Origin of the sequence: Pseudoalteromonas haloplanktis ATCC 14393 (assembly GCF_000238355.1) — a bacterium.
GTDB classification, from domain to species: Bacteria; Pseudomonadota; Gammaproteobacteria; order Enterobacterales; family Alteromonadaceae; genus Pseudoalteromonas; species Pseudoalteromonas haloplanktis.
This window is the reverse complement of sequence record NZ_AHCA01000015.1, coordinates 1-26,267: the sequence shown is the minus strand read 5'-3', so window position 1 is coordinate 26,267 and position 26,267 is coordinate 1. Positions and strand designations below refer to the sequence as shown.

The 26,267-nt window shown below is 42.0% G+C and carries 17 protein-coding genes; 5 read left to right on the top strand and 12 right to left on the bottom strand.

Annotation, left to right across the window (positions count from 1 at the left end):
* Positions 1-38: 38 nt before the first annotated feature.
* Positions 39-800, bottom strand: coding sequence for a tRNA isopentenyl-2-thiomethyl-A-37 hydroxylase MiaE (gene miaE / locus PHAL_RS0120055; RefSeq protein ID WP_016710225.1), 762 nt, complete (start codon positions 798-800; stop codon positions 39-41).
* Positions 801-1,009: 209 nt separating this feature from the next.
* On the opposite strand from miaE, the gene PHAL_RS0120050 reads away from it, so the two are divergent.
* Positions 1,010-1,609 carry a Yip1 family protein gene (locus PHAL_RS0120050; protein WP_016710224.1) on the top strand — a complete coding sequence of 200 codons (600 nt, stop codon included), beginning with the start codon at positions 1,010-1,012 and terminating at the stop codon, positions 1,607-1,609.
* Between the two features lie 125 nt (positions 1,610-1,734).
* Here the strand turns inward: PHAL_RS0120050 and purF are convergent, their stop codons facing one another.
* The 10 genes from purF to fabB all read right to left on the bottom strand — a co-directional run bounded on the left by purF (position 1,735) and on the right by fabB (position 15,659).
* Positions 1,735-3,261, bottom strand: coding sequence for an amidophosphoribosyltransferase (gene purF, locus PHAL_RS0120045; RefSeq protein ID WP_016710223.1), 1,527 nt, complete (start codon positions 3,259-3,261; stop codon positions 1,735-1,737).
* An 18-nt stretch (positions 3,262-3,279) separates the two neighbouring features.
* The gene (locus PHAL_RS0120040) at positions 3,280-3,774 is read right to left on the bottom strand and encodes a CvpA family protein (RefSeq protein ID WP_016710222.1); all 495 of its coding nucleotides are present in this window, start codon (positions 3,772-3,774) and stop codon (positions 3,280-3,282) included.
* Positions 3,775-3,835: 61 nt separating this feature from the next.
* Positions 3,836-4,471: an SPOR domain-containing protein gene (locus PHAL_RS0120035; protein ID WP_016710221.1), complete on the bottom strand. Its 636-nt coding sequence runs from the start codon at positions 4,469-4,471 to the stop codon at positions 3,836-3,838.
* Between the two features lie 11 nt (positions 4,472-4,482).
* The gene (folC, locus tag PHAL_RS0120030; RefSeq protein ID WP_016710220.1) at positions 4,483-5,748 is read right to left on the bottom strand and encodes a bifunctional tetrahydrofolate synthase/dihydrofolate synthase; all 1,266 of its coding nucleotides are present in this window, start codon (positions 5,746-5,748) and stop codon (positions 4,483-4,485) included.
* Positions 5,749-5,773: 25 nt separating this feature from the next.
* A complete protein-coding gene (gene accD / locus PHAL_RS0120025) occupies positions 5,774-6,649 on the bottom strand; it encodes an acetyl-CoA carboxylase, carboxyltransferase subunit beta (protein WP_016710219.1) in 876 nt (291 codons plus the stop codon).
* Positions 6,650-6,809: 160 nt separating this feature from the next.
* Positions 6,810-7,604, bottom strand: coding sequence for a tRNA pseudouridine(38-40) synthase TruA (truA, locus tag PHAL_RS0120020; protein WP_016710218.1), 795 nt, complete (start codon positions 7,602-7,604; stop codon positions 6,810-6,812).
* 158 nt (positions 7,605-7,762) lie between these two features.
* Positions 7,763-11,833: a FimV/HubP family polar landmark protein gene (locus PHAL_RS0120015; protein WP_016710217.1), complete on the bottom strand. Its 4,071-nt coding sequence runs from the start codon at positions 11,831-11,833 to the stop codon at positions 7,763-7,765.
* A gap of 315 nt (positions 11,834-12,148) precedes the next feature.
* Positions 12,149-13,165 carry an aspartate-semialdehyde dehydrogenase gene (locus PHAL_RS0120010; RefSeq protein WP_016710216.1) on the bottom strand — a complete coding sequence of 339 codons (1,017 nt, stop codon included), beginning with the start codon at positions 13,163-13,165 and terminating at the stop codon, positions 12,149-12,151.
* A gap of 51 nt (positions 13,166-13,216) precedes the next feature.
* Complete coding sequence (locus tag PHAL_RS0120005) at positions 13,217-14,335, bottom strand: 4-phosphoerythronate dehydrogenase (protein WP_016710215.1); 1,119 nt, start codon at positions 14,333-14,335, stop codon at positions 13,217-13,219.
* A 112-nt stretch (positions 14,336-14,447) separates the two neighbouring features.
* Positions 14,448-15,659 (bottom strand): beta-ketoacyl-ACP synthase I, encoded by a 1,212-nt coding sequence (fabB, locus tag PHAL_RS0120000; RefSeq protein ID WP_016710214.1) that lies wholly within the window; start codon positions 15,657-15,659, stop codon positions 14,448-14,450.
* Positions 15,660-15,840: 181 nt separating this feature from the next.
* Here fabB and mnmC point away from each other — a divergent pair, with 181 nt between their 5' ends.
* From mnmC to PHAL_RS0119980, 4 genes are all read left to right on the top strand, one after another.
* Positions 15,841-17,859, top strand: coding sequence for a bifunctional tRNA (5-methylaminomethyl-2-thiouridine)(34)-methyltransferase MnmD/FAD-dependent 5-carboxymethylaminomethyl-2-thiouridine(34) oxidoreductase MnmC (mnmC, locus tag PHAL_RS0119995; protein WP_016710213.1), 2,019 nt, complete (start codon positions 15,841-15,843; stop codon positions 17,857-17,859).
* A 44-nt stretch (positions 17,860-17,903) separates the two neighbouring features.
* A complete protein-coding gene (locus tag PHAL_RS0119990; RefSeq protein WP_016710212.1) occupies positions 17,904-18,230 on the top strand; it encodes a hypothetical protein in 327 nt (108 codons plus the stop codon).
* Between the two features lie 111 nt (positions 18,231-18,341).
* The gene (locus PHAL_RS0119985) at positions 18,342-19,196 is read left to right on the top strand and encodes a transporter substrate-binding domain-containing protein (protein ID WP_016710211.1); all 855 of its coding nucleotides are present in this window, start codon (positions 18,342-18,344) and stop codon (positions 19,194-19,196) included.
* On the top strand, positions 19,193-20,674 hold the full coding sequence (locus PHAL_RS0119980; protein WP_016710210.1) for a methyl-accepting chemotaxis protein: 1,482 nt from the start codon (positions 19,193-19,195) through the stop codon (positions 20,672-20,674). Before PHAL_RS0119985 ends, PHAL_RS0119980 begins: the two co-directional genes overlap by 4 nt.
* Before the next feature lie 39 nt (positions 20,675-20,713).
* On the opposite strand, the gene PHAL_RS0119975 is transcribed toward PHAL_RS0119980, so the two are convergent.
* Positions 20,714-26,267, bottom strand: a 5,554-nt coding sequence (locus PHAL_RS0119975; RefSeq protein ID WP_016710209.1) for an Ig-like domain-containing protein, incomplete at its 5' end; no start/stop codon positions are given.

Here is a 26,267-nt window from a genome sequence, read left to right as displayed (position 1 = left end):
TATAATTTTAATTGTTAGAGCCAGTTCATATAACCTAATTAAGAAGTAGGTGTACCCGAATGAAACTTAAAATCAGTATCTACCGAGACAATTAATTCACGTTCTTTTTCAGCAAAAAATTCAACACGTTCTGTGATATCGAAATCTGCAATTTCTTGTGCGAGTGTTAAGTAGTCTTGATAATGACGGGCTTCAGAGCGCAGTAATGAAATATAAAAATCACCTAACCGTTTATCTAAATGCGGAGCAAGTTTTGCAAAACGTTCGCACGAACGTGCTTCAATGTAAGCGCCCACTATAAGCTTATCGACCAGCGCATCAGGCTCATAGGTTTTAACATGCCTGAGCATACCCTTAGCATAACGACATGGCGTAATACTTTGATATTCAACGCCGTATTCATCCATGATCTCGAGTACTTGATAAAAATGATGCAGTTCTTCTTTTATCAGCATTACCATTTTATCAACCAAATCTTGCCCGTAGGGTGAATCCGATTTTGGGATCACCGATTTATTCAGCTTATTTTTTGCCGCTAAATCTTGCCAATTCCCTTCCCGCTTATAAATAAGTGTTTCAAATGGCTTAAGCCACTCAAGCAATGCGTCACTGCTGTCTTTATCAACGGCATATTTACGAATCAAAAACATAGCCGACTGGGCTGCTTTAAGCTCACATATCAGGTGATCAATCAGTAAAATGTTTAAATTTTCAGGCTTTATGGCTTCATCTATCCAAGCCTGCGGGGTTTCACATTGCAGGAAGTTATTGATTGGTTGTAAGAGTTGGCTATATGGCACGACTTAGGCTGCTCATTATAATAAAATTTATCGACCAGTCATTTTATCACGAAACCATAGCAAGAATAAAACTAAGCCATATATTATCCTTGTCGTAAGGCGTACTTTCAAATTACAGTTGCTTGACAAGCCCCCATTACTGAACCATAACTTAATACAAGCTGTATAAAAATAAAACAGCGTCTACTTCCTTTTATGGGGCACACACTATGATATTAAACCATTTATGGGGCATTTATGCCCACCCGCTCGAAGAGTGGCAAACCATAGATAACCGTCACGAAAGTTTGACGTATAGCCTTTCACATATATTGTTGATAGCGCTGTTTCCGTCAGTAATGGGTTATTACTCATCTGTTTATTTAGGTTGGAGTATAGGTACTGGTGATCCAGTATTTTTAACCCACGATAGTGCAATATTGATTGCAGCTGCAATGTACGCCGCACTCATTGTTGGTGTATTTGCATTGGCTTATTTAGCGCATTGGATGGCAGTTACTTTTGGTGCCGAGCCAACATTCACCCAAACCCTAGAGCTTGCAGCCTATACTTCAACACCGGTGTTTATGTCTGCGTTAGCAGCGTTTTGGCCGGAGTTGTGGTTTGTTGTATGCGCAGGTATTGTTGCTTTAGCTTACTCAGTTTATTTATTGTACACAGGAGTGCCTATTTTAATGCATATACCGCAAGAGCGCGGCTTTATTTACGCAAGCTCAGTAGTAACTTGTGGATTAATTTTACTGGTGATTATTTTAGCAGTCACCGCAATGCTTTGGACTAATGGTATTGTCAGCCCAACTTTTACATAAACATAGGATAAATGCGTTTAAAAAGTTCAGTGAGTTGTATTAAAAAGTAGTGTTATTATTTCTTTCCTTCATAAAAAAGGAGCTTAATTTAGCTCCTTTTTTTATATCTTGAATTTAACTATTTGTTAATCTGAACCATTTTCTTCTTGGTTATGTAACTCTAAACCAGAAGACATCGCACTTTCACGGCTACTTTTTGCTGAATCATTACGTAGCTGCTCGATCCGATTTAAATAATCTTGATCAATGCCGCCGGTAATATATTGACCATCAAATACTGACGTTTCAAATCGCGTGATCTCAGGATTCTCTTGCGATACTGCAGCAATTAAATCAGTCAATGATTGGAAGATCAAACCATCAGAACCAATACTTGCGTTAATGTCTTCAACTTCACGGCCATGAGCAATTAGCTCCGCAGCAGATGGCATATCGATACCATACACATTCGGGAAGCGGATTTCTGGAGCAGCAGAAGCAAAGTAAACATTTTTAGCACCAGACTCGCGAGCCATTTCAACGATTTGAGCAGATGTAGTACCACGTACAATTGAGTCATCTACTAACAATACGTTTTTACCTTTAAACTCACGGTCAATCGCATTAAGCTTTTGACGTACCGACTTTTTACGCATTTCTTGGCCAGGCATGATAAACGTGCGGCCAATATAACGGTTTTTAACAAAACCTTGGCGGTATGGTAGTTCCAGTACACGGGCAATTTCTAATGCTACATCGCACGATGTTTCAGGGATTGGGATAACGACATCGATATCTTTATCTGCCCATTCACGTGCAATTTTTTCACCTAATTTAGTGCCCATATTAACGCGAGTCGCGTAAACAGACATGCGGTCAATATTTGAATCAGGACGCGCAAAATATACAAACTCGAAAATACACGGTGAATACGAGGCCTTTTCTGCACATGTTTGTGAGAAGAACTCGCCTGCTTCAGTCACGTAAATTGCTTCGCCTGGAGCTACATCACGAACAAACTCAAAGCCATCAGTTTTAAGTGCAACGCTCTCCGACGCGAACATATATTCTGTCCCCTGAGCTGTATCACGCTTACCAAATACTAATGGACGAATGCCATTTGGATCACGAAAGGCAACAATACCGTGACCAATAATCATCGCAATAGTGGCATAGCCGCCCTGCACTTTATTGATTACTTCTGTAATGCCGTTAAAAATATCTTCAGGATCAAGCTTAAGTTTATTCGGTTTACTTAATTCATGGGCCATGATGTTAAGTAAAATTTCTGAATCTGAGGTTGTGTTAACGTGGCGACGAGCTTCGCAGAACAATTGCTCTTTAAGCTGCTCAGCATTAGTTAAATTACCATTGTGCGCTAAAGCAATACCAAACGGTGAGTTAACATAGAACGGCTGTGCTTCTGACGAACTAGACGAGCCAGCAGTCGGATAGCGCACATGACCGATACCAATAGTACCTTGTAAGCGCTTCATATGACGGGTGTGAAATACATCTTTCACTAAGCCATTTGCTTTACGTAAACTAAAGGTGTTGTTTTCAATGGTAATGATGCCCGCAGCATCTTGGCCACGGTGTTGCAAAACAGTTAAGCCATCATAAATCGCCTGATTTACAGGAGATGTTCCGACTATTCCAACGATACCACACATGAAATTTTTCCTCGCCGATTAACGGTTGACCGAATTTAAGAAGCTTGAATTGTTTTCGAGGTATGAAAAAAACCACTCAACAACAAAGCCAAATTCTGGGATCAAAATAGAGTTACCCCACCAGTGCGTATTAGGTGCACCAGTAAAAGCATCAAGAAAGAAGAGTAACGCGCTCACGACCAACACGCCACGAAGTGCACCAAAGACAATGCCAAAGACACGGTCAGTGCCAGATAAGCCGGTACGATGTACCAGTTCACCCAAAAGGTAGTTTAACAATCCGCCTAACAATAGCGTCGCAAAGAATAATATGGCAATGGCCGCTGCATTTCTTAAAAGGGGTTCAGAAATACTGGTTAGAAAGGAAGCTAAATATTGGTAAAACAAACTAGAGATGATAAATGCGCCAGCCCACACGGCCAAAGACATTGCTTCTTTGATAAAGCCACGAATTAAACCGATAATAGTAGACAGTGCAATAATGCCAAGAATGGCGTAATCAACCCAGATCATATGAACCAACTAGTCGTTAATTTGGGGCGCATTCTATAAGAGGTCGACACTAAATGCCAGATCATTTTGTTACTTCAAATTGGGTAACTTTACCATTGAGTTTAGTAAGCGCTTTTAATTCAGGGAGTTTACTCTCAAGCTCTGCTTTATTTAGCGACGGACCCACAAAAACTTTGGTTAAAGTACCATTCGGTGTTTTCACTGGACGAGTAAACGTTTTAAACCCTTTGTCACTGAGTTTCGCTTGTAATGATTTAACATTCGCAGCATGTGAGAAGCTTCCAAGCTGGATCACATACGCCATTTTCGATAAGTTCTCTTCAGGTTTACGAGCTGGTTCTGGCTGCTTTTCAACTGGTTGCGCTTTAGCTACAACAGCTTCTTGCTCTGTTGATGCTTCAACCATTACTTGCTCTGCGGATGTTGACTCCACGGCGACCTCAGCGGCACTGGTGAGCAGTTTATCATCCGCTGAGATATCTTCCTCGGCTTCTGCTGTTGGCTGTTGAGCATTAGCCACTTGATCATTAATTGCCTCTTGGAGATCGATGGTTTTGAACTCAGGGCGGTCAGGGATGGCTTTAAAGCCTTCTTTGTAATGTACTTTTTCGCCATCAAGAATGTTAGGAATAAACACGATAGCTGCAATCACCACAATACTTGTGCCGACCAAACGATTTATAAAGCCTGAGTTCACCAGATTCCTCTCTATTTTTTCCAATAATTAATGGCAGCTGCTACGGTAAAAAAGGAGCCGAATACAATCAAAATCGATTGCTCATCTAGCTGAGGCAACACCGTATCTAACGCGTCATCAACACTTTGATATTGTTCAATCCGCGCGTGCGTTTGCACTTGCTCCATTGATTTAGCTAGGTTTTCTACTTTATCGCCACGAAAGCAAGTTAGTCCAGCTAAATACCAAGTATCAACGACTGAGTTCAGTTCATTTAATACAGCAACTTTATCTTTATCAGCCAGCATAGCGACTAACGCATGAACTTTAAAGCCTTGATCTTGTAGCTGAGCTAACTTTTTAGCTAAATAGCGTGCAGATTCAGGATTATGCGCAACATCAGTATAGACCAAAGGCTCACGACTTAGTTGCTGAAAACGACCTTCAACGACTAAATTAGTTAAACAGTCGCGGATCATTGTCTCATCCGGCAATAAGTTTAACACGGCTAATGTAGTCAGCGCTGTTGCCACGTTTTGACACGGAATGGCAGGCTTTGAAAATTCAAGTTGCTGCCCTTGATACTGCCAACTAAACGTGTGTTCATACTCAGCAAAGTTAAACTGCTGCCCTGATAAATACATGTCAGCATTTATTTGCCGCCCGTAATCAGTCACTGTGTGGGGTATATTTAAATCGCCGACAATAGCTGGGGTGCCTGCTCTAAAAATACCAGCTTTATCATAACCCACTAATTCGCGGGTATCACCTAGGTATTCTTTGTGATCTAAATCGATGGTGGTAATTACACTTGCATAAGGTGTGACTATGTTGGTTGCGTCAAAACGCCCACCCAGCCCCACTTCTAACAACACATAATCCACAGCGTGACGCTTAAAAATAGCCAGCGCGCCAAGTGTACCATATTCAAAATAAGTCAGTGGTGTGTCGCCACGCCCCTGCTCTAATAAATCAAATGCATCAATATGAAATTGATCATCAAGCTCTGCGCCGTTTATTCGTACGCGTTCGTTATAACGGATCAAGTGCGGAGATGCATACGTACCTACGCTGTAGCCTTGTGCTAATAATAGCGACTCTAAACAGCGGGCTGTGGTGCCTTTGCCGTTAGTACCACCAATCAGAATGATTTTACTTGAAGTGTCTAATAAACCAATGTTGTTAGCAACGTCGGCTACGCGTTCAAGGCCCATGGCAATATTTGCAGGGTGAACACTTTCTAAATAACAAAGCCAATCATCAAGGCTTGATGATTGGCTAGGAATGTTTTTTGTCATAGCATGTAATTAGTTAAGCTGAAATTTACGCTACTCTATGCTCTTGTTCGGTAGAAGGCAAGTTCATAAATTTAGCCAATACACGTGCTAGCGTATCGCGCATCTCACGGCGATCTACAATCATATCAATTGCACCGTGCTCAAGTAAAAACTCACTGCGCTGGAAACCTTCCGGTAACGTTTCACGTACCGTTTGCTCAATAACACGCGGACCCGCAAAACCAATTAATGCCTTTGGCTCTGCAACGTTGATATCACCTAGCATGGCTAATGATGCTGATACACCACCCATGGTCGGATCAGTAAGAACAGAAATAAACGGCAAGCCTTTTTCGCTCATTTTCGCAAGAGCTGCACTGGTTTTAGCCATTTGCATAAGCGACATAAGTGCCTCTTGCATTCGCGCGCCACCAGAAGCAGAAAAACAAATGAGTGGCATATTATGTTCTAAACACTGATCAACTGCGTCAACAAAACGCGCGCCAACCACCGATGCCATTGAACCACCCATAAATGAGAATTCAAATGCAACAGCGGCGACAGGAATACCTTTTAAGCGGCCTTTCATGGCAACTAACGCGTCTTTTTCACCACTGGCTTTCTGCGCAGCAGTAATGCGATCTGAATATTTCTTAGAATCTTTAAATTTTAAAACATCTTTTGGCTCGTGCTCTGCGCCTAACTCTTGACGATCTGCATCATCAAGGAAGTGCTCAAGACGCTTACGACCACTCACACGCATGTGATGATTGCATTTAGGGCATACATTCAGTGATTTTTCTAATTCAGCTTTATATAAAATCGAATCACAATCTGTACATTTTGCCCAAACACCTTCAGGTATCTCTTTACGAGCCGAAGACTTTGTTGTTTTAGGTAGGATTTTTTCTAACCAACTCATTTGCAACTCTCTTAATACTATTCTGTGCTTTGCTGCGTTCCTGCCAAAAGATAATTGACAGACAAATTTTTTCAATTAAAACATGAATTACACATAGGCGGTATAAAAAACTGGTCTTAGTAGTGAAATGCCTATGCGAATACGTTCAAAATATCACCCATCAAACTTCAGTATCTGCTAAAAATAATGGCCCCAGCGGCGTTGATGGTATTTCAAACTGCTCAGGGTAATCAACATCTACTAAGTATAAACCCGCTGCTTTTGCTGTCGCACTGGCTTTAGCACGCTCTTTAAAATCAAGTAGCTCTTTAAGCCACACCGGTTGCTGCTTATGTAAACCGATATCCATCAAACACCCTGTAATATTACGTACCATGTGATGTAAAAAAGCATTTGCTTTAATATCAATGATCACATACTCACCTTGGCGCTTTACCGATAAATGATGAATAGTTCGGTTGGCTGTATTAGCTTGACAGTGTAACGCGCGAAACGATGTAAAGTCATGCTCACCGACCAGATACTGACAGGCCTCTTGCATTTTTTTCTCATCAAGGGGGTGGTGAAAATGAGTAACACCTTCATTCATGATTGCGCCACGGTAGGAGGAATTGTAAATCACATAACGGTAGCGTCTTGCTGTCGCGCTAAAGCGAGCATGAAAATCTTCGCTAACAGGTTTAGCAAAACGAATTGCAATATCTTTAGGCAATAAAGTATTCATGCCCATCGTAAATGCAACCATCTCACGCGCAGCATCGGTATCAAAGTGCACAACTTGACCTGTACCATGCACACCCGCATCTGTACGGCCTGCGCAAACGATTTCTACTGGATGATTACAGATACGCGAAAGCGCGGTTTCTACTTCTTGTTGTACACTATTTACATGTGATTGACGTTGCCAACCACTGTAACGGGCGCCGTTGTACTCAACTCCAAGTGCTACTCGCATAATTACTGCTTTACCTACTGTACTAAAGGACGGGCATTTTATGCTATATGCTAATCTAATAAAAGTAACTCATTACAAATTAGCAGTGTTGTCTTTCTTAAAGCTAACGCATTTTGATGAAAAAAGGGTATAAACTGCGTTTATACCCTTTTGTTAATTTAAGCTAATTTGGCTTTTAAACTAAGCGCTTCTTCTTGCACTTCTTCAGGCCCATTGGCAATCACATCCTCAATAGCATCCAGAGCTGCGTCCATGTCACCTATTTCTATATAAGCTCGCGCTAAATCAAGTTTAGCTGAAAAACCGCCGCTTTCTAAATCAACATCTGTTGGGTTATCCCCCGCTAACAAAGCGTCAAACTCACTCAGACCGACATCCATATTTACATCATCATAAGGCTCATGATCTAAGTTTGCGTCATCACTTTGTTCAATCAATGCATCTATATCTACAAATTCTTCGGTAGTCTCATCTTCATTTGTTGGCGCAGTAACAACCTCGTCAACTAGCTCAGGCAAGTCCATTTCATCAGCTGTTGAAAACTCTTCTAATTCAGCAAGATCTTCACTTAACAACGCATTAAAATCAACTTCAAAGTCACTGCTTTCATCAATTTCTAGCGACTCAGGTTCAGCTAACTCACTGAGTAATGCATCAAAATCAGTTTGCGTTAAATCAGCCATAAAGTCGTCATCAAGCTGATCGTCTGACAGTTCATTTTGCTGTGGATCTAAACTATCATCCAATACAGGTGGCTGCTTTAAAGACTCGTCTAACTCGGTCGCTGACTCAATTGCATCGTCAGTATTTTCATCCGCCGTAAGCGCATCGCTAAGCTGTGGCTCTTCGCTTGATGGGATATCATCAGCAAGCAACTCATCTTCAATTAATAATTCATCGTCAAAGTCTTGCTCTAAGCTATCTAAGTCTTGTCCTGTCGCCATGGCGTTGGCCAGATCTTGCTCTGCTTGACTAAGTTGTAGCTCGGGCGTATCAGCATTAGAGTCATCTAACGTTTCGCTACCTTCACTCTCTTCATCATCAAGTTCAAGCTCAGGGTATTCATCAAGCTCTACGCTTGGGGTCACTGTTTCTGTGTTAAGCGGTTCATCTGCTAATGCAAGATCAAACTCGTCTGCAAGCTCTTCATCTGCAAGCGGGTCATCGCCCAAGTCTATTTCAACTTCCTCAATTTCATCATTGAGTTCATCATTCAATTCATCAACGTCAGACCATTCTGGCGGCTCTACATAATCATCTTCTTGCTGTAGCTCATTGAGTAAGTCATCAACACTTTTGAGTGATGGATCGTCATATTCATCGAGTAAATCGTCTTCATCGAGTAGCTCATCTGTTGTTTCTTCACTCGATTGCGCCAATAAATCATCTGTATCTATAATCTCTGACTCAGGTTCTAATTCATCAACAAGACTAGAAGCGATTGATTCAACATCTTCAACATCAAGCTCATCTTCTACATTCGATAACTCTTCCATCGAATCTGCAAGTGCTTCATCAAGCTGCGTGTTATGTGTGTCATCCGCTAAACTTTCAATATCCCCTAAATCAAGTTCATCTTCGGCTTCGATAGGCTCTATGCCAGCTTCAGGCTCAGAGTGTGTATCAGCAGTTTGATCTAATAAGCTATCAATATCGCCAAAATCAAATTCATCGTTGTCTTCAACAAGATCAGGCTCTGCTGGGCTGTCTTCACCAGCAGCTTCATCTATTAATTCGTCGAGTTCATCAACATCTAATGTGTCATCTTCCTCAGCTAGTTCTGCCACTGCTGAGCTGTCATCACCCGCAGCTTCATCTATTAATTCGTCGATGTCATCTAAATCAAACTCGTCGTCTTCTTCAACAAGCTCAGGCTCTGCGGCACTCTCTTCACTTGCAGCTTCGTCAATCAAGCCGTCGATGTCATCTAAATCAAACTCATCGTCTTCTTCAACTAGTTCAGGCTCTGCGGCACTGTCTTCACCCGCGGTTTCATCAGCTAATGTGTCGATGTCACCTAAGTCAAACTCATCGTCTTCTTCAACTAGTTCAGGCTCTGCGGCACTCTTTTCACTTGCAGTTTCATTGACTAATTCGTCGATGTCATCTAAATCGAATTCATCATCTTCTTCAACAAGTTCAGGCTCTGCGGCACTGCCTTCACCCGCGGTTTCATCAGCTAATGTGTCGATGTCATCTAAGTCAAACTCATCGTCTTCTTCAACTAGTTCAGGCTCTGCGGCACTCTTTTCACCCGCAGCTTCGTCAATCAAGCCGTCGATGTCATCTAAGTCAAACTCATCGTCTTCTTCAACTAGTTCAGGCTCTGCGGCACTCTTTTCACTTGCAGCTTCGTCAATCAAGCCGTCGATGTCATCTAAATCAAACTCATCGTCTTCTTCAACTAGTTCAGGCTCGGCGGCACTCTCTTCACTTGCAGCTTCGTCAATCAAGCCATCGATGTCATCTAAATCAAACTCATCGTCTTCTTCAACTAGTTCAGGCTCTGCGGCACTCTTTTCACTTGCAGCTTCGTCAATCAAGCCGTCGATGTCATCTAAGTCAAACTCATCGTCTTCTTCAACTAGTTCAGACTCGGCGGCACTCTCTTCACTTGCAGCTTCGTCAATCAAGCCATCGATGTCAGCTAAATCAAACTCATCGTCTTCTTCAACTAGTTCAGGCTCTGCGGCACTCTTTTCACTTGCAGCTTCGTCAATCAAGCCGTCGATGTCATCTAAATCAAACTCATCGTCTTCTTCAACTAGTTCAGGCTCTGCTGAGGTTGATTTATTAGTACTTTGCTCGTCGATCAAGGCGTCGATGTCAAAATCACCACTTTCACCTGCTAATTCTTCACTGAGTGCAGCTAATTCATCATCTGAGTCATCTTCTTCGGCCACTACAGGCTCATCGCTATCATTTGCGAAGAGATCATCTAAATCAGCAGCACTCAAGATACCGCCATCATCAGAATCCGTCTTCATATCTAAATCGATATCGTCACCCAAACTATCATCATCTGTTTGGTCAAAATCTTGTTGCATGAAAATATCGAGCTCATCTTCTTGCTCTTTATTTTCATCATCAAATACGATGTCATCGCTCAGTAAACCATCGAGTTCATCTTGATTTAATAAGCTATCCCCATCTTCAAATTCATCATCAATGTTGTCATCAAAAATAATGTCGTCATCGTCTGGTAAAATATCGTCATTCACATCGTCCAACTGCACACTTAAATCATCAAGATCATTGGGCACTGGATCAGGAATAATGGGGTCAAGTGGAGGGCCTACATCATCAATATCATCTGCGGTATAACTTGGGCTTTGCGGTAAAAATTCATCATCATCTGCACTTTCATCTTGGCTGTTATTACGTTTACGTAAAAACATGATAATGGCAAAGATGACCAACAAGGCAGGTATAGTCATTAATAGTATGAGAACTAGCGGATTGGCTAATAGTCCAGCAAAACTAAACTCGCTAGTCTCTTCGAGCTTTTTTGCATTTTGTTGCTCTATAATTTCATTTTGCTTGGCGATTAATTCTTTTAATTGTCGTTGAATTTCACTGTCTTGGCCGAGTTGCTCGCGAATGCTCTCAAGCTCTTTAGAAACTCCTGTAAGCTGCTGCTTTAGTTTATTATTCTCAACTAATATCTCTTCAACATTATCCACGGATGACTTGAACTGTTTTTGCAGTTCGACCAGTTGCGTACCTTGCTGCGCTTTAATGCTGTTGATTTCTTGTTTTAATTCTTGTTTTGCTTCATCAACATCAACTTTACGCGCTTGAGTAACTTTCTTTTGTGATGCGGTTATTTCGCTTGTTGTCAGTGTGCCGTTTTTCTTTTTTTCCCATAACTCATCATCCTGCTCAGAGCGTTGCTTTGCCAATTCAGGGCTTACAGCTTGCATCTCAGCTAATGTAGGGATTTTTAGATACGCGCCATCACGCATATGATTCAGGTTTTGATCTAGAAATGACTGAGGGTTTTTTTCATAAAAAGCCTGCATAACCTGATAAATACTTACCGAGTTATCTGGTCGTACTTTTGCTGCAATACGCCATAATGTATCAGTCGGCTTTATTGGCCCGATTGAACGTCCTTGAACGCCATAGTCAACGCCTTTAGGCCCTTTTAATTGAGCTCCGTCTTGGGAGTATATCGGTGTTACCACCAATGCAGACGCTAATAAGAGGAGTGAAGCTAAACCGCGCATGCTGATCCTTTAATGTTTAAATGTTAACGCAGCACCTAACAATTAGGCACTTAAACATTGATTATTTCTAACAGAAATAACTTACATAAATAGTTAATTAAATTTATATTGCAAGCTCTATTCCAGTTGCAGACTATAAACCAGTTGCAGTCTAATATCCATCGCAACACTTTGATACGTAATGGCTTAAAATTTCTCAGCTGAAAGAGTTTGTTTTCGTTAAGATTAAGTTTATACGCTTTTAGCTGCTATGCGGCAATTATTTGGCGGTTAAAAAATAAAAAAGCGGCAAATTGCCGCTTTTTTAATCTTTTATTAAAGGTAGTTAGCTATTAGCTCTTCAGCTATTTGCACACTATTAGTCGCAGCACCTTTACGGGTGTTATCACTAACAACCCACATATTTAAGCCGTGGGGATGAGAAATATCTTGGCGTAAACGACCAACATACACAGTATCGTTACCACTGGCATCTGATACAGGTGTTGGGTAATCCCCTTCATCATCAATTAACTCAAGACCTGGGGCATCATTCAATAGCTGTTTAACATGTTCAAAGTCATATGGCATACGCGTTTCAAGGTTAATTGCTTCACTATGACCAAAGAAAACAGGTACTCGTACACAAGTCGGGTTAACCGCAATAGTAGTATCACCTAATATTTTGTGAGTTTCGTTAACCATTTTCATTTCTTCGCGGGTGTAACCGTTATCTTCAAACACATCAATTTGTGGAATGACGTTAAACGCTATTTGCTTTGGAAATAATTGGTTATCTATTGGGCGCGCATTCATTAAATTAGCAGTTTGTTTAGCAAGTTCATCAACCGCTTGTTTACCCGCACCAGACACTGCTTGATAAGTTGATACATTGATACGATCAATGCCATAAGCATCATAAATTGGTTTTAACGCCACCATCATTTGAATAGTTGAACAATTTGGATTAGCGATGATGTTGCGATTTCTAAAATCAGCAAGACTTGCAGCGTTAACCTCTGGTACAACTAATGGCACTTCAAAGTCGTTTCTAAAATGTGAGGTGTTATCAATTACAATACAACCTGCATCAGCTGCTATCGGTGCGTATTTTTCTGACACACTTGCCCCTGCCGAGAACAAGCCGATATGTGCTTGGCTAAAGTCAAACCCTTCAACATCTTGCACTTCGATAGTTTCACCACGAAATTTAATATCTTCACCGGCACTGCGGCTACTTGCCAATAGAAATAATTGATCAACAGGAAACTTACGATCTTCTAACGTTTCAATAATTTGGCGACCAACAAGGCCTGTAGCGCCAAGTACGGCAACATTATATTTTTGTGACATGTGTATTCCTCGTTTAACAACCGCCATTATGGCCGCTGCTTAAATTTTAAATTATTCGACTACGAAACCAAGCCCAGATAAAAGCGCTTTATTGTGTTTCGCGCCTGCAATAGTTACAGTGCTAAATTCACGACGGATCGGGTACTTTTTGCGTAAACTATCAAATCCATCCGTTGCTAGGTTACGACGTAAAATACCGTCATCACGACGAACATCGTAAACAGCATGGATCAATTGACCTAAGTCAGCAAAACTGAACGTTTCTTGTAATGTGATTTGGGTAATAGCCGGCGTTGGTAAAAAATCAGCTAAGGTTTTATTTGCTTGCACACCTTTGTGTACGCACAATTTTTGATACAGCATTTGTGTGCCACGAGCTTTACCCTCTAGTGTATGTCCTGCTATATGTACACTGGCATAGCGCACATATTCGAGTAGCTCTGTGAGTATGGTCGGCTCGTTTTCCCATACATCTAACACTAAATCCAATTGAGCACCGTTTTGCATCACTTCTAACAAGGCTTTATTATCAATGACATCACCACGACTGGCATTGATCACTGTCATGCCTGATTTTAGTGAAGCTAATCGCACTTTATCCAGTAAATGTAAGGTTTTATGTTTGCCCGTGGTCACCAATGGGACATGAAAAGTAACAATATCGGCTTTAGCGAGGAGTGTATCAATGTCGATATGCTCTGCTAATTGCCCTGCTTCATGCTTAGGCGGATCACACAGCAACACGTTGACATCAAGAGCTGCAAGCTTCTCTCGTAAACAACTCCCTATGTTGCCAACACCAACTATACCGATGGTTTTTCCCTCTAAGCTAGTCGCATTTTCTTGGCACAATGCAAACAAACTGCTAATCACATACTCAGCAACCGCAACAGCATTACAGCCAGGGGCACTGGTAAAAGTGATATTACGTTGATTGAGTAAATCGGTATCAATGTGATCAATGCCAATCGTTGCCGTGCCTACAAATTGTAATTTATCAGCGTGACTTAACAACGCTTGGTTCACAAGTGTGACTGAGCGAGTTAATAATACATCAACATCAATTAGCTGTTCGCTGTGTAATGTACGACCGTCAAAACGCGTTACTTCACCAAAATCAGCAAAGTACTGCTCAACGAGTGGCATGTTTTGATCCGCAAGAATTTTCATTAACAAGTCCAGTTGACACGAAGAGGCGCTATTGTAACGAACCTCAGCCACTTTTGAAAACGAAAAAGCCGAGCAAGTTGCTCGGCTTCTAAACTAATTCGTCTTGACTAAATTAGCCTTTGTACTTGCTCATTACTAATGTAGCGTTAGTACCACCAAAACCGAAGCTGTTAGACATAACAGTATTTAGTTCAACGTCTTTACGCTCAGTAACAATGTTTAAGCCTGCGGCTTGCTCATCTAGCTCATCAATATTAATTGATGGTGCAACAAAACCATGTTCAAGCATAAGCAATGAGAAAATAGCTTCATGAACACCAGCGGCACCTAATGCGTGGCCTGTCATTGCTTTCGTTGCGCTGATCATTGGTGAATTACTACCAAATACTTCTTGAATTGCGCCAAGCTCTTTAACATCACCAACCGGTGTTGATGTGCCATGAGTATTTAAGTAATCAATGCTATCTACGCCTTGCATTGCTTGACGCATACAACGCGCCGCACCTTCACCTGACGGAGCAACCATGTCATAACCATCTGATGTCGCACCATAACCAACTATTTCAGCATAAATGTGAGCACCACGTGCAAGCGCGTGCTCAAGCTCTTCAACAACGACAATACCGCCGCCGCCAGAGATAACAAAACCATCACGATTAGCATCGTAAGTACGAGAGGCTTTTTCTGGTGTTTCATTATATTTAGTTGAAAGTGCACCCATAGCGTCAAATTCCATTGCTAGAGTCCAGTGTAGCTCTTCACCACCACCGGCAAAAACAACGTCTTGCTTGCCTAGCTGAATTTGTTCTACAGCGTTGCCAATACAATGCGCAGACGTCGCACATGCTGAACTGATTGAGTAGTTAACACCTTTAATTTTAAACGGTGTCGCTAAACATGCAGAAGTCGTACTGGCCATAGTACGTGGCACCATATAAGGGCCTACACGTTTAACGCCTTTTTCGCGTAAAATGTCAGCCGCTTCTACTTGCCATTTAGATGAGCCGCCACCAGAACCAACAATGATCCCTGTACGTTCATTTGATACTTGCTCATCTGACAAGCCTGAATCTGCAATCGCTTCAGCCATTGAAATATACGAATAGGCTGCGGCATCGCCCATAAAGCGCATTGCTTTACGGTCAACAAACTCTTTAACGTCAATATCAATTTTGCCTGATACGTTACTGCGTAAATTATATTCAGCAAATTCAGGGTTAAAAGCAATCCCGCTTTTCCCTGTTTTTAACGATTCTAACACTTCTTCTTTGTTGTTGCCGATGCTTGAAACAACACCGATGCCCGTAATAACGGCTCTTCTCATGGGTAATTACCTTAGCTTGATACTAAATTGTGATCTATTTTACGCTGAATTTTATAACTAAGTGGTCAGCTTTCTAGCGTACACATGTACTCTGAACGTATAGCTTATAAATAACGCCAGACTATTTCAAAGAAAACACGTAAAATAATGAAAAAAAGTACTCTTTAATTAATTGCATGCCATGATCAAAAACGCTGATATTCACTTTAATCACTTAGGCACTCCCGTTGCCAATAACTTCGACGACGTTTATTTTTCTAACGACGACGGTCTGGCAGAGTCCAATTACGTGTTCTATCAACAAAATGATATTCCCAGACGATTACAAAATCATGACCGATCACATTTTGTTATTGCTGAAACTGGCTTTGGTACTGGGCTTAACTTTCTTAATACGTGGCTGCAATTTAAAACTCACTTAGCCAATAGGCAGCATGACGAGAATAAAGTTCAAAATCAACAAAACGTTAACCGACTCTATTTTATTTCTTTTGAAAAGTATCCCATTAAGAGAAGTGATTTAGCGACTGCATTACAAGCATGGCCTGAACTGGCACTATTGAGTAAACAACTCTTACAGAATTACCCAATTAACTTGGCAGGCTGCCATCGCCTTGAATTTGATAACGGCTGCGTTGTTCTCGATTTATATTTTGGGGATGTACAAGAGTCGATTAATAATATGGCTTATAACCAATTAGGGCTGATTGATGCTTGGTATTTAGATGGTTTTGCACCGAGTAAAAATCCCGACATGTGGCAACAAAGCTTATTTCAGCGCATGGTTGATATTTCTCGTAATAATGCCACCTTAGCAACCTTCACTGCCGCAGGGTTTGTACGCAGAGGGTTAATTGCAGCAGGCTTTGAAGTGCAAAAAGCCAAAGGGTATGGCCGCAAACGAGAAATGCTAACGGGCAAGTTAGCGCAAGCAAATAGCACACATTCAGCTCCGCCTTATTTTGCTAATCAAGCAAGTCAATTAACCAATGTTGCAGTTATAGGCGGGGGGATTGCCAGTAGTGCGGCGCTTTATAGCTTGGCGAAGCGAGGAATTAAGAGCCAATTATTTTGTCAAGATAGTCAACTTGCAATGGGCGCGTCTCATAATGTGCAAGGGGCTGTTTATCCTCATTTGCAAGCCAAAAATTCGCCACACAGTGAATTTTTTGCGCATAGTTTTTTATATGCAAAGCGTTTGTATCAGCAATTAACGACTAATGGCTATAGCTTTGACCATCAATGGTGCGGAGTGCTGCAACACGCTGTTAAGCAGCCTTTAGCAGAGCGCCATCTAAATATTGAAACCAAACAACTTTGGCCCAATGCGTTAATGCACAGTGTGACCCCAGAGCAGGCGGATGAAATAGCGGGGGTTGAGTCTGGTTACGCAGGGGTGTATTTTCCCTTAGCTGGTTGGGTTAACCCGCCGCAACTAGTTAACGCTCTCTTTGAGCAAGCACGTGCCCTGTCTGATATACAAAGTCACTTTAACTGTGACATCGACACACTTGAAAAAACACCCAATGGTTGGATACTCAAAAGTGAGCAAGCACAATTCGGCCCATTTAGTGATGTTATTATTTGCGCTGGCGAGCATAGTGATCGTTTTACACAAACTAAAGCACTGCCCATTGTAGGGGTGCGAGGTCAGGTATCCCATGTACAAGCAAGCGAGGCGTCTAAAAAACTTAAAACGGTACTGTGTCATAAAGGGTATTTTACGCCAGCCTATTTAGGTAAACATTGCATGGGAGCGACATTTGAAAAAAACTCAAAAAGCCGCGAAGTCACTGAACAAGACAATGTCAAAAATCGCGACCAGCTGCTTAATTTTTACGGTCATTGTGAGTTTGCGACCAGTTTAGGTGAAATAAATTCAGCCAAAGCGGCTATTCGATGTAGTTTTATTGATCACCTACCAATGGCTGGGGAATGGGCAGAGCAAACCGATTATGTAACTGCGTTTGCAAACCTACGCTTGGGTAAGCGCTATCAGTATCAGCCATTACAACAACCCCAACAAGGCTTACACATACTTACGGGCTTTGGCGCCCGAGGCTTATGTAGTGCACCATTAGCAGCAGAGCATTTAATTGCCCATTTAAATAATGAGCCAAGCCCGCTGAGTGAGCGCGTAAGCCAAGCAATTCATCCTGCACGTTTTTTAGTGCGTGACTTAATTCGTAATAAAATTTAGTGTAAGTGCTTTATAAATAAAATTCAGTTTGCAAGAGGCATAATGTGAATAAACTAATACGGGCTACGCTGATAATACTCACGTTTACTGCATTTTCGAGTGATGCAGGTTTAAGCTCAGTCCCTTTGCCGAATGACTTTAAATCAACCTTACATATTGCCGATGACTACCCGCTCGTACAAACGGGTTATTCTGCGCAATCAGTTACTGATGTTGCAAAGTTTTACCTTTTAAAGCTTGGTGAACCACAATTAACGCGAGGTAATAATACACGCATGACGTTATTTTACGCGTCAGGAAATGACAATATCCGTATTAGTCTTTATGCAAATGACTATAAAACAGAGATTGCCATCATGGTTACCAAGTGATCGCTTTTTGACCTTGCGGCACGTTGAATACGTATGCATATAACAAAAGGTTGAGCCGAATATAAAACAATCGTAGTTTGTAATTTACACAATTATAACAATACGATTTTTATGCATTATTTACTCTTAAGCTTAATACTCTTCATCAGCTTTGTTAGCTATGGCGAGCCTGTAAAATTACAAAGTTACTCAAAGGATACATCCCTCCCCCATAAATTATTAATTGCAGCATTGGATAATGCAAACTTGGACTATGTTCACCCATACGAAAGTGATAAAGACATTTCAAATGCGCGTATTTTAAATGATGTAAAGATAGGTCAGCTCGATGTCATGTGGAGCATGACCTCGCAATCCCTTGAGCAAGATTACCAAGCGATATACATCCCACTTTTTAGAGGCCTTCTGGGTATGCGCTTAGCAGTTGTCACCGAGCAAAATGCCGATCTTTTTAAACAGATAAGTAACTTAAATGACTTAAAAAGGTTTAGTGCAGGTCAAGGTAAAACGTGGCCAGACACTACAATTTTAAAAGAAAATGGCCTGAATGTAGTCACTACTCTAAAGTATCCAAACCTATTCCCAATGCTTGAAGGTGGGCGATTCGATTATTTTCCACGTGGCGTCAATGAGCCCTGGGATGAGCTAATCAATTATCAGGATTTAAACTTAACCGTCGACCCATACATACTATTAAAATACACCGCACCACTGTATTTTTTTGTTGCCAAAGAAAATACACAACTTGCAAATAAGCTCACACAATCGCTTAATAACATGATTGCCGATGGCAGTTTTAATCGCATGTTTTTTAACGACAGTCAGGTACAAATGGTATTGCAAAAAGCTAACTTGCAGCAGCGGATAATTATTCCATTAAACAACCCTAACCTAAGCTCAATGACCCCACTTTCCCGCCCAGAACTTTGGTTCGACCCACTTAAAGAGAGAACCGTAACACAATGAAATCATTACAATATAAAATAATTATCGCGCTCAGCATTTGCCTAGTTATCATTTTTTCTTTCGTTGTTAGTGTTAATTATTACCTATTAAAAAATAGTGAAACTGGGCAATGGCAAGAAAACATAACCGCATTGGATCAACAATTAACCGTGATCTTAGCTGAGCCCGTTTTTTCATACGATAAACCACTGATTACACAAATTATAAATGCCTTCGCAAATAACCATAACATTCAACATATAGAAGTCGTTGATCATCGTAACAAGCTGCTAGGTGTAGTTGGTCAAAAAAACAATGGCCAAGATTTACTTACTCACCAATTACCTTTATTTACTGCTGAACAAGCAATTGGCGCAATCAACATTAAATATAGCCAAGATAAGCTCAATGAAGGTATTTTTAAAGCGGTGCAAACCATGGTGATCACTTTGGCTATTTCATTTTTACTGCTCGGTGTGACCCTCATTTACGTGTGCCGTTTTATCATTATTAAACCCATTGTTGGTGTAAACCAACTTGTTGATGAATTAGTACGCGGCGGCGGTGATTTAACCCAACGTATTAACTATCAATCGAGTGATGAAATTGGCTATTTAGTCGCAGGTTTTAATCGCTTTATTAACGAGGTTCAGCAAATCATTGCCAACCTTGGTAAAACAGCCACAGAGCTGGAGATCATTGCAGGCTCTGTGAATGAGGCCACGGTCAGATCTAAATATGAAGCAGAGCAAGAATATGCACTAACTGATGCCGCTACCTTATCATTAAGCCAACTTAGCGAAGCAACCAAAGAAATTGCATTTGGTGCAACCCAAACAGCAGATCAGACAGCCAAAGTACAAAGCTTATGTCAAGAAGGACAGTTAAGTATGGGTAATAACAGTACTTTGATCCATGAGCTAGAAAAACAATTAGATAATACCGCAAGTGTGGTTGAACAACTTGACAGTCGCAGTAATGAAATAAGCCAAGTGCTTGACGTCATCAAAAACATTGCCGAGCAAACAAACTTACTTGCGCTTAATGCGGCGATTGAAGCTGCCAGAGCTGGGGAGTCCGGTCGAGGATTTGCCGTGGTGGCCGATGAAGTTCGTGCACTGGCGAGTAAGACATATCATTCCACATCTGAAATAGAGGCCATTATTGGTGCACTACAAACCAACGCCAGCGAATGCGTAGCCGCTTCTCAAAAAAGCAAACACGTTAGCAGCCAAGTAATTGTAGCCAATGAGCAAAGCCAGTATGTGTTTCACAATATTGCGCAACAAGTTGACGAAATAAATCTGATGAATGAACGAATAGCTGCCAGTTCAGAGCAGCAAACACTAACCACACAAGGGGTTTTAGTCACGATGGAAAAGATCAACTTTGGGGCAAAATCACTAGCTCAAGAAGCTGAACACCTTGATGTGACGATAAAACAGCTTAACGACTTAGAAAAAGGTATTGTACAAAAATTAGGGTTATTTAAATATTAAAAATAATTGGCCTGCTGTTTAGGCTGGCCAATTGTCATCTTAGAATTGATACTCAAAACCCAAAGCCCATTCATTTACATCATTTTCTTTTAACTTGTAATGACTAAAATTAAGAGAAATATCTGTATTTTTTAATATCGGGTAAGCTAATTGCCCGCCAAAATAAGCCCGAGTGTTAGATGCATTATTTTTAATTGTTTGCCCCGAATTGTTTAGGCTTTCAATTGAATAGTGGTAATAAAATGCGCCAATAAAGAGCTTGCTCTTTAGATACCCTATGTGTGGGAAAATATAAGCGGTTTGCAGTGCAGGCCCTTGACCTAATACAGGCACTGTTTGCGATAAGCTCTGATGAACATGATCTGGTTCAAGCGTATCACCAACAAAGGACATACTTCCTTCACCTAAATCAATATAGCGCAGGCCAAGTTGCCAATTTTCAGCCATTGTATAATGACTGCCGATAGACCAACTTACATCCGTATCGTCATAGTCGCTCTGAGCAAAAACAGTATCTCCCTCAATAGAAGTGACGCCTGCCACAGTAGCATAGCCGATTTTGGCATCAATTGACCACTCACCAGCTAACGCCGATTGGCTTGACACAGAGACTGTCGCTAACAATACCCACGGTGTTAATTTTGACTGGCGACGAATTATAATGACCCCAATCATCAACAGTAATAACGCGCCTCCCATACTTCCTGACGAACTATTTTTTACCGTTGCGGTTGTATATGCTTTCACCGTCACTTTAACCTCCCCTTTGCTACTGGCGCCTTTGCTATCTGTTACTGTGTATGTAATAAAATCCATACCTTCAAAGCCAGGCTTCGGCTGATAATTTAAGGTATTATCAGGGTTAATGGTCACATCACCTTGATTGGCGATTGCGTCGGTGACGGTAAATGTATCGCCATCTGCATCCGTGTCATTGCTCAGTACATCAATAACAATGTCGGTACGGTCATTGGTTGATGCACTGTCTGCTGTTGTTGTCGGTGCACTGTTGACAACAACAGTTATCGTGGCAACATCAAACGCTGTGCCGCCTTGACCATCAGATACGCTATAATGAATTGTGGCAGTACCAATAAAGTTAGTTATCGGTGTATAACTAAGTTGATTATCAACAATAGTGACTTCGCCAAAGTCTACACTTGCACCAGTAAGACGTAGCTCATTTGCATCTGCATCACTGTCATTCTCGAGTACATCAAGCGTAATAGCATTGTCCATCGCGATGGTTGCTTGGTCTGGTTGAGTTACGGGGTTCGTGTTATCTGTTTTAACAACAGCTATCCCGCCTGGGTCGACAATTTGACCATTAACTAAGCCGTCAGCATCATTGCCTCCCCCATCAGCCATACGTAATTGTACGCACCAATCCCCTTCATGTAGGCCTTCTTGCCATAACTCACTAGATGGTGATGGACAATAACCTTGCTCACCTTGGCTAGAATAAACTTGATCTCCTTCTATGCTATCAAAGTCTCTCCACTCATTATCTATTAGCTTACGGTAAACCGCATTGGCAGGAATGGGCATACGTTGCGGCAATACAATATTATAGTGTGCACCTATTGGCTCTATGCTTGTAATAACAAAACCAAAATACCCACCCGTATTGATCATGCCCTCATCACCTAACAGTTCTGAAGATAAGATTTGCAACCCGCCGCTACTCGTTAATAAACCTGAGTAAACTTTTCTTAAACAACCGCTCACCTCTCCTTCGACTAAGAATCGTGTTGTTTCATTAACTTGTTCTGGCATGACATAACACATACTGATTGGATCTAAATAATCAGCAATCCCATCATGATCACTGTCTTGATAACCCTCTAAAATATCGGGGAGTAAGTCTTTATCTGTATCAGCTGCGGTTAACTCCGGTAATTGTGCAACCACCTCCACATAGCTAGTCACTGTACTTGATAAGCTTTGTTGCGCATTGTCAGTAGCGGTAGCAGTGATAGCATAAATCCCCTCTGTGAGTTCAGCTGTTGAAAACACGAAGCTATCTGAGTTATCAGCCAAATTAATAATACGCTCATCCTCTACTTGCCAACTGAGTGAAATACTATCCTCTGGGTTGTGATCAGATGCGATGGCACGAATAGTAACCAAGTCGTTATTGGCTAATACAAAGGGCCGTGTTTGATTATTTTGCTCAATAGTCGTTAACAGAGTCGGTGCAATATTTTGCTCTGTAATTGTTATGGTACTTGAAGTATCTGCTACCAAATTAACGCTTTCAGCAAGGGTGATGATCAGAGTTTCATCTGGTTCAACGTCACTATCTGCAAATATAGTAAAGTTAATCTCGCCTACTAAACCTTGCTCTATCACCACTTCGCCAGCAACTAGATCATGGTCGTCCTCGCTGGCAGTTCCTGAAATACTATAAGGAATTATTACCGGGTAACTCGGTGCGGTTCCATTTAAATAAACGTATGTGGTGTAGCTTTGTTGCTCAGCCACTACTTTATTCTTCTCAATAGTTACTTGTGGATGGACAAATACCTGTTGCTCAGCCATTGCCCAATTACCGTTGCTATCGGTAGTTTGCCAATATACTTGATGTGCACCAGGGGCAAACAACATATTTGGCTCAACAATGCCTACTGCAAGCGGGTTCCCCTGCTCATCAAAGGCTGTCGCGGTGCCCAATTTAACCCGTGTAAATAACCCTGTTGCATTTATGCTAACATCTGCAGGTGCTGTAATTGTTGGCGCACCATCTATGCTGCCATTAAAACTAAGCGTAGCAACAGCACGGCTTCTAGCCTTTTCTGGATCAGCAATCATATATTCTATATTGATACTGCCCTGTGTGCTTGCGGCCAACTCAAATAGTAATTGATTATCAACAATCGAGACTGTGCCTACACTCGCTTTAGCGCCAATAATACTAAGCGTATCACCGTCAACATCAGTGTCATTAGCAAGAACGTCAAGGGTATATTGACCACTTTGCGTAGGCGTTAGATTAAAAGCATCTGCCAAAGCCACCGGTTCATCATTCACGGGGGCAACGTTTATTACTACAGTCGCAGTTTGCGAGCTATCTTTGCCGTCAGATACTGAGTAACTAAAACTGTCACTACCATGATAATTCGCCTCAGGTTGATAGCTAAATACTCGCCCTTGCACTGTTAAGCTACCAAATTGTGGCTCAGTGACTAGCTGTATCGCTAAACTATCTTCATCACTATCACTAATTTGTGCGCTAACACTGATAGCCGTATCTTCTTCAATATTCAGCTGCATATCATTAGCAATAGGCAACGCATTTACATACGTTACATCAATACTAAATGGATTAAGCGTGTTACTTAGTTGTCCATCCGTTACGCTGATCAAAATATTGCTATGTAAGCCGACGTTTTCCCGTGTCGGAACTCCGCTTAAGGTCCCACTGCGACTATCAAAAGTGGCCCAGTTCGGCTTGTTGGTAATACTAAATGATAGCGTTGTATTATCGATATCGGTCACATTAGGGGTAAACAAATACGCGGTGTCTTGCGCAATAGATGTTGCAGGTGCACCACTGATTGTGGGTGCATCATTAACATTCACCACTGTTAGTGCGAAAGGTGCTAAGCTTTGCGTAGCCTGTCCATCGGTTACACTCAATGTTATATCTGAATAGCGACCTACGTCAGCATTACTTGGCATGCCGCTAAGTTGCCCTGTTACAGAATCAAATGCCAACCAACTTGGTTGATTTTCAATGCTAAAACTTAAACTATCACCATCACTATCCGTGGCTGTTGGTACAAAGTTATATAGCGCATTTTCATTAATGGCTAAACTTGGCACCCCCGTTATTACGGGTACATCATTAATACTATTCACTGTGATTGAAACTGTATTAGGTGCTGAGTCGAGTAGTCCATCATTTGCAATATAGCTAAACTGATCTTCACCAAAGTAATTTGCATTACCTTGGTAAGTTAATTGGTCACCAGAGATAGTAGCCACACCATTGACTGGCAGATCAACGATTGTATACGTTAAGCTATCGCCCTCAATATCACTACCGAGTAAGTTTATAACTACAGCTGTGTCTTCATCAACGCTTGCACTTTGCGCACTTACTATTGGCGCATCATTTACAGCAGTAATGACTAACGAAACAACCGCAGATACCGAATCTAACTGACCATCATTAGCGACAAAACTGAAGTTATCACTACCATTGTAATTAGCGGTTGGCGTATACAACCAACTGTCATTACTTTGCTGCACTAGCGAGCCATGTAACGTACCTTCATCAATGCGATAACTCAACGCGTCGTTTTCAATATCTGAACCCGTTAGCGTGATCAATATCGTTTCATCTTCTGCTAACCGCAGAGTCTGTGCTTGTGCGATGGGCGCGTCATTAACCGGGTTGACCGTCATGGTCACAGTAGCCACGTTGGAGGTTGCGCCGTTGCTGTCTTTAACTGTGTAGGTAAAGCTGTCGCTTCCGAAGTAATCGGCGTTGGCGGTGTAAATAATCGCGCCCGTTGCGGTGATTTGCGTTTGTCCATTCGTGGCATCTGTGACGATGCTGACACTGCTTACATCTAAGCTGTCGCCGGTATCCACATCGCTGTCGTTACCCAGTACGTTAACCTCAAATGCGCCTTCTTCTTGTAGTTGCGCGGTGTTATCCATGGCAACGGGGGCGTCATTGATGGCGTTAATGGTCAGTGTCACGGTGGCAGGCGTTGAGCTTAGCCCTTCACTGTCGGTGAGGGTGTAGGTAAAGCTATACACACCGTTGACATCTTGCTGAGGCGTTATCGCTAAACTGCCATCCAAATTGACACTCACATCCGCAAAGTCATACATGCCAGCGCCGGTGCCTTTGTTCTCTAAGCTGACATTCGCTGCGTTAAAGCCGCTGTCTTCCACGTCTGAGTCGTTGGCTAAAATAGCCAAGGTCGCGGCAGTGTCTTCATCGGTGTTAATACTGTCATCAGCCACTACAGGACGGTCGTTCACAGCACCGATATTCACGGTCACCGTGGCAGGCAGTGATACCCCACCTTCGCTATCGGTTAAGGTATAGCTGAAACTATCCTGCCCTGTCACGTTGGCATCAGGGGTATACACAAAGGTACCCGCGACTTGATCTAACACCACTTGCCCTGACGTTGGGCCACTGACAAGGGTGATATCCCCTGTGGGCGTAGTGTCTTCCACATCCGTTGCTAAACTGCGCAGCGCCGTTGCGATTGAAGGCGTGTCTTCATCCACATTGATACTCACCGCCTGTACCACAGGCATGTCGTTCACTGGCGTGATAGTGATGGTCACTGTTGCCGCTGCTGAGGTATTCAGCGCCGCATCTTTTACAGTATAGGTAAAGGTATCAACCCCGGTTTCATTGGCGTTCGGTGTATACGTGGCAATGCCATTGGTGATACTCACCGAGCCTTTGCTTGCCGGTAATACTATGGCAGCTGAGGCGGCCACTAAGTCCCCTTCGGCATCCGTGTCATTATCAACCAAGTTAACGCTAACGTCGGTATCTTCATCCGTCGTTGCACTGTCATCCATGGCTATTGGTGCATCGGCAACCGCTGCTATCGTCAGT

Excerpts from the sequence above, each read along its gene's own strand:
- PHAL_RS0120015 (WP_016710217.1), bottom strand. The coding sequence starts at position 11,833 with ATGCGCGGTTTAGCTTCACTCCTCTTATTAGCGTCTGCATTGGTGGTA.
- fabB (WP_016710214.1), bottom strand. The coding sequence starts at position 15,659 with ATGAGAAGAGCCGTTATTACGGGCATCGGTGTTGTTTCAAGCATCGGC.
- PHAL_RS0120050 (WP_016710224.1), top strand. The coding sequence starts at position 1,010 with ATGATATTAAACCATTTATGGGGCATTTATGCCCACCCGCTCGAAGAG.
- truA (WP_016710218.1), bottom strand. The coding sequence starts at position 7,604 with ATGCGAGTAGCACTTGGAGTTGAGTACAACGGCGCCCGTTACAGTGGT.
- PHAL_RS0119985 (WP_016710211.1), top strand. The coding sequence starts at position 18,342 with ATGCATTATTTACTCTTAAGCTTAATACTCTTCATCAGCTTTGTTAGC.
- purF (WP_016710223.1), bottom strand. The coding sequence starts at position 3,261 with ATGTGTGGTATCGTTGGAATAGTCGGAACATCTCCTGTAAATCAGGCG.
- PHAL_RS0120040 (WP_016710222.1), bottom strand. The coding sequence starts at position 3,774 with ATGATCTGGGTTGATTACGCCATTCTTGGCATTATTGCACTGTCTACT.
- PHAL_RS0119980 (WP_016710210.1), top strand. The coding sequence starts at position 19,193 with ATGAAATCATTACAATATAAAATAATTATCGCGCTCAGCATTTGCCTA.
- accD (WP_016710219.1), bottom strand. The coding sequence starts at position 6,649 with ATGAGTTGGTTAGAAAAAATCCTACCTAAAACAACAAAGTCTTCGGCT.
- PHAL_RS0120005 (WP_016710215.1), bottom strand. The coding sequence starts at position 14,335 with ATGAAAATTCTTGCGGATCAAAACATGCCACTCGTTGAGCAGTACTTT.
- folC (WP_016710220.1), bottom strand. The coding sequence starts at position 5,748 with ATGACAAAAAACATTCCTAGCCAATCATCAAGCCTTGATGATTGGCTT.
- PHAL_RS0120010 (WP_016710216.1), bottom strand. The coding sequence starts at position 13,165 with ATGTCACAAAAATATAATGTTGCCGTACTTGGCGCTACAGGCCTTGTT.
- mnmC (WP_016710213.1), top strand. The coding sequence starts at position 15,841 with ATGATCAAAAACGCTGATATTCACTTTAATCACTTAGGCACTCCCGTT.